This is a genomic window from Oscillibacter sp. ER4 (assembly GCF_000765235.1).
Classification (GTDB): domain Bacteria; phylum Bacillota; class Clostridia; order Oscillospirales; family Oscillospiraceae; genus Hominicoprocola; species Hominicoprocola fusiformis.
The window spans coordinates 1-12,538 of record NZ_JPJG01000125.1 but is presented as its reverse complement, the minus strand read 5'-3'; the positions used below and the strand labels follow the sequence as shown (position 1 = coordinate 12,538).

11 protein-coding genes and 3 pseudogenes are annotated in these 12,538 nt (G+C 51.6%); all 14 read left to right on the top strand.

The window, feature by feature from the left end:
- Window positions 1-63: 63 nt before the first annotated feature.
- Window positions 64-153: pseudogene (locus tag NI20_RS16080) on the top strand (Maff2 family mobile element protein); the annotation flags it as partial.
- Window positions 154-190: 37 nt separating this feature from the next.
- Entirely contained in the window at window positions 191-1,060 is an 870-nt protein-coding gene (locus NI20_RS0113625) for a VirB6/TrbL-like conjugal transfer protein, CD1112 family (protein ID WP_033121931.1), read from the top strand.
- Window positions 1,061-1,073: 13 nt separating this feature from the next.
- Window positions 1,074-1,664 carry an MT-A70 family methyltransferase gene (locus NI20_RS0113620; protein WP_033121930.1) on the top strand — a complete coding sequence of 197 codons (591 nt, stop codon included), beginning with the start codon at window positions 1,074-1,076 and terminating at the stop codon, window positions 1,662-1,664.
- On the top strand, window positions 1,633-2,016 hold the full coding sequence (locus NI20_RS0113615) for a PrgI family protein (RefSeq protein ID WP_033121929.1): 384 nt from the start codon (window positions 1,633-1,635) through the stop codon (window positions 2,014-2,016). The genes NI20_RS0113620 and NI20_RS0113615 overlap by 32 nt, the downstream gene beginning before the upstream one ends.
- A pseudogene (locus NI20_RS14860) lies at window positions 1,982-2,302 on the top strand (VirB4-like conjugal transfer ATPase); the annotation flags it as partial. The gene NI20_RS0113615 and the pseudogene NI20_RS14860, both read left to right, overlap by 35 nt.
- Window positions 2,299-3,222, top strand: a pseudogene (locus tag NI20_RS0113610) (C40 family peptidase); the annotation flags it as partial. The pseudogenes NI20_RS14860 and NI20_RS0113610, both read left to right, overlap by 4 nt.
- A gap of 16 nt (window positions 3,223-3,238) precedes the next feature.
- Window positions 3,239-3,484: a DUF4315 family protein gene (locus NI20_RS0113605; protein ID WP_033121928.1), complete on the top strand. Its 246-nt coding sequence runs from the start codon at window positions 3,239-3,241 to the stop codon at window positions 3,482-3,484.
- Window positions 3,477-4,259: a DUF4366 domain-containing protein gene (locus NI20_RS0113600; RefSeq protein WP_033121927.1), complete on the top strand. Its 783-nt coding sequence runs from the start codon at window positions 3,477-3,479 to the stop codon at window positions 4,257-4,259. The genes NI20_RS0113605 and NI20_RS0113600 overlap by 8 nt, the downstream gene beginning before the upstream one ends.
- 64 nt (window positions 4,260-4,323) lie before the next feature.
- Entirely contained in the window at window positions 4,324-6,393 is a 2,070-nt protein-coding gene (locus NI20_RS0113595) for a DNA topoisomerase 3 (protein WP_033121926.1), read from the top strand.
- An 11-nt stretch (window positions 6,394-6,404) separates the two neighbouring features.
- Window positions 6,405-8,204 carry a DUF3849 domain-containing protein gene (locus NI20_RS16075; RefSeq protein WP_033121925.1) on the top strand — a complete coding sequence of 600 codons (1,800 nt, stop codon included), beginning with the start codon at window positions 6,405-6,407 and terminating at the stop codon, window positions 8,202-8,204.
- Window positions 8,205-8,209: 5 nt separating this feature from the next.
- Window positions 8,210-9,481 (top strand): hypothetical protein, encoded by a 1,272-nt coding sequence (locus tag NI20_RS14370; RefSeq protein ID WP_197055415.1) that lies wholly within the window; start codon window positions 8,210-8,212, stop codon window positions 9,479-9,481.
- A 1-nt stretch (window position 9,482) separates the two neighbouring features.
- The gene (locus NI20_RS0113580) at window positions 9,483-9,695 is read left to right on the top strand and encodes a transposon-transfer assisting family protein (protein ID WP_033121924.1); all 213 of its coding nucleotides are present in this window, start codon (window positions 9,483-9,485) and stop codon (window positions 9,693-9,695) included.
- Window positions 9,696-9,708: 13 nt separating this feature from the next.
- On the top strand, window positions 9,709-11,463 hold the full coding sequence (locus NI20_RS0113575; RefSeq protein WP_197055414.1) for an antirestriction protein ArdA: 1,755 nt from the start codon (window positions 9,709-9,711) through the stop codon (window positions 11,461-11,463).
- A 499-nt stretch (window positions 11,464-11,962) separates the two neighbouring features.
- Entirely contained in the window at window positions 11,963-12,295 is a 333-nt protein-coding gene (locus NI20_RS0113570) for a helix-turn-helix domain-containing protein (protein WP_033121922.1), read from the top strand.
- The last annotated feature ends 243 nt before the right edge of the window (window positions 12,296-12,538 follow it).

The window sequence follows — 12,538 nt, the reverse complement described above, 5'->3', positions numbered from 1 at the left end:
AAGTGCCGGATAGGAACGGCAAAATTTTTTACACTTCTATTACTTCTTTATCGCACATAAACAAAGTCTCAGGGCATCAAGCAGCTCATGGCCGGTGGCGGTGTGGTTCTCATCGGCACTACGCTGATCCCTCTTCTGTCCGGTTTGTTCTAATCCAGCAAGCCCAGCTTAACCGAAAGGTGGTGAAATATTGGGCAGTATCTTAGAAAAAATCACAGAAGCCATCAAGGAAATGCTCATCGGCATGATCGAAAGCAACCTGACCAATATGTTCACCGATGTCAATGAAAAGGTTGGAACCATCGCCAGAGAGGTCGGAAGAACCCCTTCTACATGGAACGGCAGCATCTATTCGATGATCCGGGGACTATCCGAAAGCGTGATAGTCCCCATCGCCGGTATCATTATCACCTTCGTTTTGTGTTACGAGCTGATCTCCATGATCACGGAGAAAAACAATATGCACGACATGGACACTTGGATGTTCTTCAAGTGGTTCTTCAAGGCGGCTGTTGCAATCTACCTCGTGACCAATACCTTTGACATCGTGATGGCAGTATTCGACATCGGACAGACCGTGGTTGCGGGCGCAGCCGGAGTCATTCACGGCACCACAAACATTGACATTGCCTCGACGCTGGACACCATGCGAACGAGTATGGAAGCAATGGGTGTTGGTGAACTGCTCGGCCTTGCTATTGAAACTCTGGTCATCAGCCTGTGCCTCAAGATCATGTCCATCCTGATTACAGTCATCCTGTACGGACGAATGATCGAGATTTACTGCACTGTCAGCATTGCGCCTATCCCTATTGCTACGATGAGCAACCGCGAGTGGGGCAGCATCGGAACGAATTACCTCAAGGGCCTTTTCGCCCTGGCATTCCAAGGCTTCCTCATCATGATCTGCGTCGGCATCTATGCCGTTCTCATCAACAACATGATCATCGCGGCCAACATTCACTCGGCTCTGTTCTCGGTGGCTGCATACACAGTTATCCTGTGCTTCTCGCTGTTCAAAACCGGCAGCCTCTCGAAGTCGTTGTTCAACGCGCATTAAGGAGGTCGGCGGGATGAAAAAGTATAGCATCATCTATGCCGATCCCCCTTGGGCGTATCGGACCTATTCAAAAAAGGGACAGGGACGATCAGCGGAAAGCCATTACCCGACGATGAGCATTGAAGACATCAAGGCTTTACCTGTTGGTGAGCTTGCCGACAAAGACTGCGCTCTGTTTCTGTGGATCACATTCCCATGTCTCTATGAAGCTCTCGAAGTGCTTGAGGCATGGGGATTTTCATATAAAACCGTCGCTTTCGTATGGGTGAAGCAGAACCGGAAAAATGACGATCTCTTCACCGGCATGGGCTACTGGACCCGCGCAAATGCTGAAATCTGTATTCTCGCCACAAAAGGACATCCGAGGCGGGTAAACGCCGGTGTCCGTCAGGTCATTCTCAGCCATGTGGAGGAACACAGCAAAAAGCCGGATGAAGCCCGTGACCGCATTGTTCAGCTCATGGGCGATCTCCCCCGCATTGAGCTTTTCGCCAGACAGTCCCCGGAGGGCTGGGATGTATGGGGAAACGAAGTGGAAAGCGATGTAACTCTCGGAAAGGAGGTTTCAGAAAATGGCATTCGTACCGGTCCCGAAGGACCTTAACCGCGTGAAAACCAAAGTCATGTTCAACCTGACCAAGCGGCAGATCATCTGTTTTGCGCTGGCTGCTGCGGTTGGTGTTCCCATGTACTTTCTCACCAAGCCCAGCCTCGGCATCTCCACGGCGGCAATGCTGATGGTCGTGATGATGCTCCCGTTCATCTTCTTCGCTCTCTATGAGAAGGACGGACAACCGGCTGAAAAAATCCTCGGTCATGTGATCAAGTCCATGTTTCTGAGGGACAAGGTGCGTCCCTACCGCACAAACAATCTCTACGCTGCCATCCAGCGTGAAATCAAGGAACAGGAGGAATTGCAGATTGACAAACAGCACCAAAAAGGCAGAAACGCCTAAGAAAACCGTGAAAAACGGTCGTGTGTACGGTGACGCTCTTTCCGCTGCGGAAAAGAAGCAGATCGTCATGCAGAAGAAAAAGGACAAGAAGGCAAAGAAAATCCCCAAGTCCGCCCAGCAGACCATTCCTTATGTGGAGATGTGCCAGGACGGTATCTGCAAGGTGAATCACCGGCTCTACACCAAGACCATCCGCTACAACGACATCAACTATCAGCTTGCCCAGAACGAGGATAAGACCGCCATCTTTGAAAACTGGTGTGACTTCCTCAACTACTTCGACAGTATTGCCGGATGGAGGCAGAGCTGCAAGCGAAGCTGGATAACTACGAGGCCACCCACGATTATGACGAGTATCACTTCGATCTGGATGACATTGAGCATGACCCCTATGTCCTGATCTCCATTCTCTCTGCCCTTCATGAAGGCGAATGGACGCTCTCCGAGGTTCAGGGAACGCTCGATATGCTCTTTGAGAAGCAGTACATCCTCACCGAAGAGGTCATCGTCGAAACCCGATACCGGACAGAAACCCGGACCGGCACGAGGACGGTCACAGACCCGGACACCGGCGAAAGCTATGAAGAGGACTATGAGTACACCGTTCAGGTCCCGTATTCTTATTACATCTGCAATGTGACGCTGGAAAACTTCAATCTCAGCCATGTCCCCGTTTACATTATGGGGCAGGACGAGCTATCCATGTACGCCACCTATATGTCTGTGCTGGGCAACCGGGAGGACCTGTTTCCCTCATCCGGCTATGTGGACAAATATATCACCAACCCTCCCAGCGATTATGAGGTTCCAGCGGAGTATCTGAGCGATGAGCGGTTTGCAACACTGCTTGCAGAGGCGGAAAAATACCTGGGCTATCCCTATGTATGGGGCGGCAGCAACCCCAGCACCTCCTTTGACTGCTCCGGCTTTGTTTCTTATGTTCTGACCAACAGCGGACTGGTGAACACCGGACGGCTCGGTGCGCAGGGGCTTTACAATATCTGCACACTGGTTTCAAAAGCTGACGCAAAACCCGGTGATCTCATTTTCTTCAAGGGAACCTACGACACTCCCGGCGTGTCCCATGTGGGCATTTATGTCGGTGACAATGTAATGCTGCACTGCGGCGATCCCATCCAGTACACATCCATCAGCTCTTCCTACTGGCAGTCTCATTTCTACGCCTTTGGAAGACCGCCCTATTAAAAGAAAGGAGCATTCTATGAATCCCAAATATCAGAAGGTCTGCGCCGAGATTGCGAAGACCGAAAAGAAAATCGAGGACCTTCAGGCACAGCTCAAGGAGCTGTATGACCGGAAAACCGAGATGGAAAACCTCGAAATCATCAACACCGTCCGTGCTATGGTTATGGACAAGGATCAAATCATGTCGTTCCTGTCTGCCATGAAGACCGGCGGTACGACTGTCCCCGAAATTACTGAGACGGAGGTATCTGAGAATGACTAAGAGAAAAGGGATCCGTGTTCTTTCCATGCTGGCGCTCTGCGCCCTGCTGATTTGCAGCTTCTCCATGACTGCGTTTGCCTATGCGGATGACACCGAACAGAATCTTCCCGTGACTGAGGCAACGCAGCCGGACGAGATGACTGAACCGGAAACGCCCGCAGAGACGCTGTCAGAAGGAGAACCGATTGACGATGAGGGCAACGCCTACACCCGCGATCTGCTGTATGACAAAACTACCAACAAGCAGTTTATCACCATCCAGACGAAGAGCGGCAACACCTTTTATGTCGTGATCGACTACGATGCACCCATCAACGAGGAAGAGGAACAGTATCAGACCTACTTCCTGAACATGGTGGATGAAAGCGATCTGCTTGCCCTGATGGATGAGGACTCCGTGGCTGCGCTGACCACCTGTACCTGTACCGAAAGATGCGAGGCCGGTCGTGTCAACACTTCCTGCCCTGTCTGCAAAAACAATATGAGTGAGTGTACCGGTACTGTCTCTGAGCCGGAGGCTCCTGCCGAAGAGCCTGAGCCTGTGGAGGATGAGGCAACCCAGAAGAGTAGCAATATGGGCATGATTATTGTGATCATTGCTGTTGTCGGCATCGGAGGCGCGGGCTATTACTACATCAAGTTCGTTCGCGGCAAGAAGCAGAAGGATGAGGATATGGACTTTTTCGACGATGAAGGCTACGAGGAAGAGCCTTATATCAACGAGGATGAAGAGCCTCAGATTGCCGATGATGAATCGGAGGATGACGAGGAATAAGACCTGACAGCGGCCCCTTGCAGAAATGCGAGGGGCTGCATCTGTTTTTGAAGGAGGTTACAGATTGATTTTAGTCATTGCCGAGAAGCCGAGTGTGGCACAGTCCATTGCAAAGGTGCTGGGAGCCACAACCCGCAGGGACGGCTATCTCGAAGGAAACAACTACATCGTATCATGGTGTGTCGGTCATCTTGTGGAGCTTGCGGATGCGGCTTCCTACGATGAGCGGTACGCCAAGTGGAGGTACGAGGATCTTCCTATCGTGCCGGAGGAATGGCTGTATGAGATTCCGAAGGACAAGGAGAAACAGTTCAGGGTGCTGCGTGACCTGATGCAGGACAGGCGCGTTACCGAGCTGGTGTGCGCCACCGATGCGGGGCGCGAGGGTGAGCTGATCTTCCGGCTGGTCTACAACAAAGCCGGATGCACCAAGCCCTTCAAGCGCCTCTGGATCAGCTCCCTTGAAGACTCTGCTATCCGGGAGGGATTCGCTCATCTGCGGGACAGCAGCGAGTTTGACCGGCTCTATGAAGCTGCCCTCTGTCGGTCAAAGGCGGACTGGATTGTGGGCATCAACGGCACCCGTCTGTTCACCACACTCTATCACAAAAAGCTGGTCGTTGGCCGCGTCCAGACTCCCACGCTGGCGATGCTGGCAGAGCGCGACGGAAAGATCAGCACTTTCAGGAAAGAGAAATACTTCAATGTCCATGTAAGCGGCGGCGATCTCACCGCCGACATGGAGAAGGTTAAAACCGAAGAAGAGGCAAAGACGATTGCGGCGGCTTGTGATCAAAAACAGGCCGTCGTTTCTTCTGTCGGGCGTGAGACGAAGACGGTCAATCCCCCGAAGCTCTACGATCTGACCACCCTGCAGCGGGAGGCAAACCGATATTACGGTTTCACTGCCCAGCAGACCCTTGATCTCGTGCAGTCTCTCTACGAAAAGAAGCTCCTGACCTATCCGCGCACGGACAGTCAGTTTATCACGGAGGATATGGACGGCACGGCCCGTCAGGTCATCGGCATCATCTGTCGGAAGCTGCCGGTCTTTGACGGCATGAATCATGCTCCTGACATCAGGCGAATTACCAACAATGCTAAGGTCACTGACCACCATGCCATCATTCCCACCGTCCAGCTTGAGAAGCAGGACATCACCGAGCTGCCGGAGGCTGAACAGAAGATTCTCCGACTGGTTGCCATGCGTCTTCTGTCTGCCACCGGAGAGAAGCATATCTATGATGAAATCTCCGTGTCGATCTCCTGTGAAGGCCATGATTTCAGCGCAAAGGGCAAAAGTGTTGTTCAGGAGGGCTGGAAAGATGTTGAGCGGCGGTTTAAGGCTGCTCTCAAGGCCAAAGAGAAAGAGGAACCCGAAAAGGTGCTTTCCAATGTCAATGAAGGAGATGTACTCAGCACTGTATCTGCAAGTGTCACAGAGCATTTTACAACCCCTCCGAAGCAGTTTACGGAAGACACCCTGCTTGCAGCAATGGAGACCGCCGGAAATGAAGACTTCGAGGAAGACACCGAGAAGAAGGGACTTGGCACTCCGGCCACCCGCGCAGGGATCATCGAAAAGCTGGTCAAAGGCGGGTATGCAGAGCGCAAGGGTAAATCCATTGTGCCTACCAAGGATGGGATGAACCTTGTATGTGTACTGCCGGAACAGATTACTTCTCCCTCCATGACGGCGGAATGGGAAAATACTCTGATGCAGATCGAGCGCGGTCAGGCCGATGCGGGCGGCTTTCTTTCCGGCATCGTGGATATGACCGCCTCGCTCGTCAAAGCATATCCATTCCTCTCTGATGCAGAGGCAAACCGCTTTGACACCGGGAAAGAAGTTATCGGCAAATGTCCCCGCTGCGGCTCACCTGTCTATGTGGGCAAGGGTAACTATTACTGTTCCAGCAAGGCGTGTTCCTTCTGTTTGTGGGAGGACAACAAGTTCTTTTCCAGCAAGAAAAAGAAGCTGACCAAAAAGATTGCCAAAGAGCTGCTGGACAAGGGCTGGTGCCGGGTGACCGGGCTTTACACACCAAAGCGGCCTCAGCTCTACGATGCGGTCATTCGGCTGGATGACTCGGGCGGAAAATATGTCAGCTTCAAGATGGAGTTTGAAAAATAAGGAGGTATCAAATGGCAGAAAACAGAAGCGCCCAGCAGGTCCGCGAGATCACGGACAAGCTGGAACAGGGCATCAAGGAGCTGTTTGAATCCGAGAGATTCAAGGAGTATCTCCGCACGATGTCCAAGTTTTATCACTACTCATTCAGCAACACTCTTCTCATCGCCATGCAGAAGCCGGAGGCAACCTATGTTGCCGGATATACCTCATGGCAGCGCAACTTTGACCGTCAGGTCATGAAGGGAGAAAAAGGGATCAAGATACTCGCCCCTGCGCCCTACAAGGCGAAGGAGGAACGGGAAAAGATTGATCCTTCGACACAGAAGCCGATTCTGGATGCAGACGGAAAGCCTGTCACCGAGACTGTGGAAGTGATGCGCCCCGCGTTCAAGGTGGTAAGCGTCTTTGATATTTCCCAGACCGACGGCAAGGAGCTTCCCGACATTATTGTGGATGAGCTTTCCGGCAGCGTGGAGAACTACGCTGCCTTTTTCGAGGCTTTGAAGCAGGAGTCTCCCGTCCCCATTGCTTTTGAAGACATCCCCAGCGGGGCAAAAGGTTACTTCTCTCCGCTTGAAAGCCGTATTGCCATTCAGGAGGGCATGAGTGAGATTCAGACGGTCAAAACGGCAATTCACGAAATTGCCCATGCCAAGCTCCATGCTATCCATCCGGACGAGAAGACAGCTCCCGAGGACAAAAAGGATCGTCATACCAAGGAGGTTGAGGCCGAGAGTGTGGCGTACACCGTCTGCCAGCGTTACGGCATTGAGACTTCCGATTACTCCTTCGGCTATATCGCCGGTTGGTCCTCAGACAAGGAAACCAAGGAGCTGAAAGGCTCGCTGGAAACCATCCGTAAGACCGCAGCCGAGATGATTGACAGCATTGACGCCAAGCTCAAGGTGCTGCTGGCAGAGAAATCTCAGGAGCAGACTCATGATATGCCCGAGACGGTTCGCAAGGAAAAACCCTCATATCTGGATGTCCCGGTCTATCGTGAGACAGCAAACTACGCCTATGAAGCCGGTGAGCTGGATGCTTACCGCGCCTCTTATGATGCCAACATTGCCTGTGCAGATGCGATTGAGCAAGCGATCAGCGAGAACTATGCTGATAACAGACTTGCCACGAGAGTTGCAGTTGAAACGGTTCTTGAACAGTTTTCCGAAGAGTGTGTTCAGTATGTTTTGGCAAATACGGTGCAGCACAGTCTCCACGACGGAAGGTATCACTCGGAGAATAAAGATTGGGCAGGAAAGATTTCTGTCTGCGAGGAAAACAGCGAATCCTTTATCATCGGTCAGGCACATCCGGGCTTGGTAAACCTTTTTATCAATCAGTTTAAGGATTTGCTGCCCGAAGAGGTTCAGGAACATCACGAGACAATCTCTACTCCTGCGTCTGATATGGCAGCTTCACCGAAGCATCGACTCACATCCGATGAGAAACAGATCAGGGATGCCGTAATGGACACGCTCAAGGCTCGTATCGCTTATGCCAATGACGGCATGAGGTCAACGGTTAAAGCCTCTGTGCAGTCTCAGAAGATTATGGCGCAGAACGCGGTCAGGATTGAAGGCAATACGGTCACACAGAACGGAGAGCCGCTGTTTGCCATTCACCGCCGCTATTCGGCAAAGAAGACGCAGGGGTGCTATCGGGAGCTGACACCTACGCTTGAGTATGTCAGGCAGGAGAAGACGCAGGAGAAGCCTTCTATCCGTGACCAGCTCAAGGCCGCTGCCAAGTCGCAGCCGGAAAAGAAAGCTCCGGCCAGAACCAAATCGCATGATATGGGATTGGAGTGATGAAGATGAAATTTGAAGACATTGACCTGATCTCCGCCTTGCAGCAGATCACCGACATTCACACCGAACACTACAAGGAGGACTTTGAGCTGGATCGCAAGCTCCTTCAAAGCCTCGCGGCCTCTGATTATTCCGAGGACAAGCATCTTCTCTGGATGTCCCGTCCCAGCGGAACCTATCTTCTCCGGGAACGGGAGGTCTACATCGAAGATACTTTTGAGAACAAGACCTGGGAGTTCTACCATGACCAGACCGGCGATCCCATTCTGGCCTATTCGGTTGAGATCACCGGGACAAGAGACGGTACTGTCATCGGAAACTTGATTGAACTGGATTATGCTGCCCATGTTGACCGCATGAAGCAGCTCACCGTGGAGATTGATAAAGCAGCCGTGACCTTCAGCGACGGAAGCACCTATTATCTCCCGTTCAAGACCTATCGCAGAGATGCCGCAGAGCTGGAAGAGGCACACGGGAAAATCTGCTCGGTCGGATTTCTGCCGGAAAGCGAACAGGAGCTTGCCATGATCCTTCGCCGGGAACGCTTCAAAGCAAGTTATCATGCACAGCCCGGGAATATCGAAGAGCATATCCATCAGCTTGCAGTCCGGCACGGGAAAGCCGAGGAAATGCTGGAGGTGCTGCCGCTCTCTGCGCAGACCGCCTATAACGAGGTCAAGGAGGCACACCCTGATTCCATCGTCTGTTTTGCTCAGAACGGTTACTTTGAGATATACGGCGAGGACGCCAAGAAAGCCGCACCTGTTCTCGGCTCCAAGCTGCTGACAAAAGAGCTTGAGGGGTGCGGCAAAGTCTCTGTCACCGGCTTTCGTCAGGAGCAATGGGTGGCTAAGGCGAAAAAGCTGTGGGAACGGGGCAATGATGTCTATTTGACGCAAGCCGGTCCCGACGGCAAGCAGGAGGTTGTGAAGGATTTACGGGCGGAGGATTTCATCCCGGTCAGCATGGTGATGGGCATGGATGGAAAAACCGTCCGGGTTGAAAGCGTTGACTTTGCGGCAAATGATGTCCGGCTGACAGACATCACCGATCCGAAGCAGCCCCGGACAATCCATGAGGCACCCGCTATTGTCCGCCTTTATGTGGAGGAAGCGCCCACCGAAAACCTCTGGGCAGCACTTGACCGGAAACATGGAAACGATCAGCCGCAGCACTCCGTTCTTGCAAAGCTCAAGCGGTGCAAGGCTGAGGCCGAGAAGGATGCACCTAAACCGAAGCTCGAAAAGAAACCGAAATCTAAAGAAATGGAGATTTGATATGACTTTCAATGTGGAAGAAACCAATCTGATGTGCTGCTTCGACACATCCAGCCGAAGGAAGCTCATCACGGAGATGAAGAATCTCCCTCTGAACGAGCTGGATGAAGAGATGGAAGAGCTGCTGTTCAAAACCGTCCGGAAGCTGGAAGCAATGTCTGATGCTGAGTTCGACGCGCTCTATATCGCGCCGGACAGCATGATGGATGACTGAAAGGAGGATGCCCATGCCTGTTATGGAAGATGATTTTCAGGCGTTTGTCACGAACCTTGGAAAGTACAACGAGGGTAAGCTGGTCGGTGAATGGGTGAAGTTCCCGACAACCGAGGAAGAGATACAGAAGGTCTTTGAGCGTATCGGGATCGGCTCGGCAGATGAGTTCGGCCATGTCTACGAGGAATGGTTTATCACCGACTACGAATGTCCCATCTACGGGGTTCAAGAGCTGCTGGGTGAATATGAAAGCCTCGACAAGCTGAACTATTTTGCCTCCCTGCTGGATGAGATGTCCGCATACGATCAGGAAAAGTTTGTTGCCATCATGGAGAGCGGCTGCGATGAAGTCAGCGACATTGATGACCTCATCAACCTGACCTACAATCTGGATCGCTACGACTTCTTTCCCGGTATCAAAGACCATGACGATCTTGGCCGCTTTTATTTTGAGGAAGGCGGCTATAATGAAGACAACCGTTTTGGCAGCTTCGTGGACTACATTGATTTTGAGCGGTTCGGTGAAGACTGCGCCATCAATGAGAATGGAAAAATGACAGATGCCGGATATATCCGGGAGACCGGTGACAGTTGGAACCGCTTCTATGACGGTACACTGGATGACATCCCGGATGAATACCGGGTGACGGGCGGCGGAGAAGAGCTTGACGATCCCGGTAAAATCCTCGTCGTGGTTGTTGAGCCGGGAAAGAAACCGCGCATTGAAGAGATTGACTCCGGTCTGGAGTCTCTGCAAGGCATGGTTGGCGGTTATATTCAGGCCGTCTATCCCTACGATGACCCGGTTGCTCTGATCTGCAACGAGGAAGCTAAGTTTGAAGGTCTTCCCCTGAACCGCGCCCTGCGTGATGAGGATGGAGAGGTCTATGACATCGTTGCCGGAACCTTCCTTATTGCCGGACTGACCGAAGACAACTTCGGCTCTCTCTCCGGTGATCTGGCGCTCAAATATTCCCATCAGTTCGAGCAGCCGGAGGTTTTTGCAAAGCTGGGAGACAGAATAATTGCCATTCCCATGATCTCCGAGGAACAACAGAAGCAGGAAGCCAAGGAACAGAAGGATTTTGAAGTAAACATGGACACTTCCGGTCTGGCTGTTTCCGGCCATGTGGGGACATGGCACACCATTGATAACAAGGAGGTTGACGGCCACACCTTTTTCCTGATGGAGCATGATGCCTACGGCGATGAAGCTGCCTGTCTCATCGTGGATGAACACGGCAAGCTCTCTCTGAGCGATGTGTATAACGGGTTCGATGAACACACGGTTGATCTTCTCCGTCAGGAAGTCATGGCTGTTGACCGGATGCCGGATCCTTCTATTTCAGCAGCGGAGATGAAGGAATACGGCTACGCATGGGGCGGGATGCTTCCCATGCGTGAAGAGGCTGCTGCCGAAGTTATGAAGACCTGTTCTGTTTACCGGTTGTATGCCGACAACTCCGAAGGAATGGTATTGGACGCCAAGGAAATCCATGACCATGCTGCTAAGGGCGGAATCTTCGGCGTGGAGAAGGTCGAGTGGAAAGCTGCTCTGGAACGCGAGAATTACCTGAAAGCGGCTGAGATGTCCACTGAGGATGATTACGGCATGATTGACGGGATCATCAACAACGGTCCGAAAGAGACAGAATCCAAAGCTCCCGAGAAGACATCCATCATGGACAGGCTCAAGGCGGCAAAGACAGAACCGCATGAGGATAAGGCCAAACCTCATAAAGAGCGGAAACCGGAGCGTGATCTATGAGTACAAGTCAGAAGTGGAAGCTCGAATGGTCCTTCTTTCTGGATGCAGACGGGAGACGGAAATACAATGAGGTCTGCCGCCGCTGCGTTCGGCCATGTAAACAGAGTTTCCGGGTAGACATGGTGGCGTGTCCGTCATTCCTCTCGAAGAGGACAGACGGGGGAAGAAAAATGTCGGAATAAAGGTCGAAAAAACGGCTTTTTATCCGCTGTAAGCCGCGACAGGAAGCAGCCCCGTATGTTTTCTCATCCACACAGGAAAGTCCGCCAGAACGGGCATAAAAGTCAATTTCGCACCTTTATCTGAATTACCTATGCCGGAGCCTCAGCCGATGCCCGTTTGGGTGTCGGCTGAGGCTCTTTTTTTGTGTCCAAATTGATAATTTTCATCGAATTTACAACGCTAATACATAGTCTGCGGTTTAGCGTTTCTGTATAACTATGCCTCTTATCCATATAATTATCATGAGCAATATAGAAAAGGGACACGGTATAATGTCATGATTGATAAAAGAATTGGCAAACGGTTCAAGCAATGCCGGGAGCGGCTGGGCTTGACGCAGGAGGACTTGGCTGAGAAGACCGGCCTGACCACAAACTACATCTCCACCGTAGAGCGCGGTGCATCTTTTCCCCGCTGCGAGAAGCTGGTTCTGCTGATGAACGCGCTCGAAACCAACGCAGATGCAATCTTCTGTGATGTGCTGGAACACTCCACGGAGTACAAAGCCTCTCAGCTTTCAAAGGAGCTGGCTACGCTCCCGAAAGACTCTCAAAAGCGCATTCTTCAAATGGTCGAGCTGATGATTCAGCAGGAAAAAGAAAACAGATAATAACAGGATTCCCAAAACTGCGCTGAAATATGCGCAGTTTTTTTCTGTTATACAATAATTCGACAGCATTCTTCATTTTCATGTGCTATACTATGGATTAAATACATATACTAATTCTCTAATCCATATAAAAGAAAGAGGCACAAATATGTCTTAACTTCCAGAAATTTTTCCACTCAAATGTAAAGATTGGAGCCTACTTGTTGCAGCACTCCAATCTTCATTATTTTACGCCAGTATTCG

What these genes read in the sequence shown, in the direction of transcription:
- NI20_RS0113620 (WP_033121930.1), top strand. Translation starts at nt 1,074, where the DNA reads ATGAAAAAGTATAGCATCATCTATGCCGATCCCCCTTGGGCGTATCGG.
- NI20_RS0113615 (WP_033121929.1), top strand. Translation starts at nt 1,633, where the DNA reads ATGGCATTCGTACCGGTCCCGAAGGACCTTAACCGCGTGAAAACCAAA.
- NI20_RS0113605 (WP_033121928.1), top strand. Translation starts at nt 3,239, where the DNA reads ATGAATCCCAAATATCAGAAGGTCTGCGCCGAGATTGCGAAGACCGAA.
- NI20_RS0113600 (WP_033121927.1), top strand. Translation starts at nt 3,477, where the DNA reads ATGACTAAGAGAAAAGGGATCCGTGTTCTTTCCATGCTGGCGCTCTGC.
- NI20_RS16075 (WP_033121925.1), top strand. Translation starts at nt 6,405, where the DNA reads ATGGCAGAAAACAGAAGCGCCCAGCAGGTCCGCGAGATCACGGACAAG.
- NI20_RS14370 (WP_197055415.1), top strand. Translation starts at nt 8,210, where the DNA reads ATGAAATTTGAAGACATTGACCTGATCTCCGCCTTGCAGCAGATCACC.
- NI20_RS0113580 (WP_033121924.1), top strand. Translation starts at nt 9,483, where the DNA reads ATGACTTTCAATGTGGAAGAAACCAATCTGATGTGCTGCTTCGACACA.
- NI20_RS0113575 (WP_197055414.1), top strand. Translation starts at nt 9,709, where the DNA reads ATGCCTGTTATGGAAGATGATTTTCAGGCGTTTGTCACGAACCTTGGA.
- NI20_RS0113570 (WP_033121922.1), top strand. Translation starts at nt 11,963, where the DNA reads ATGATTGATAAAAGAATTGGCAAACGGTTCAAGCAATGCCGGGAGCGG.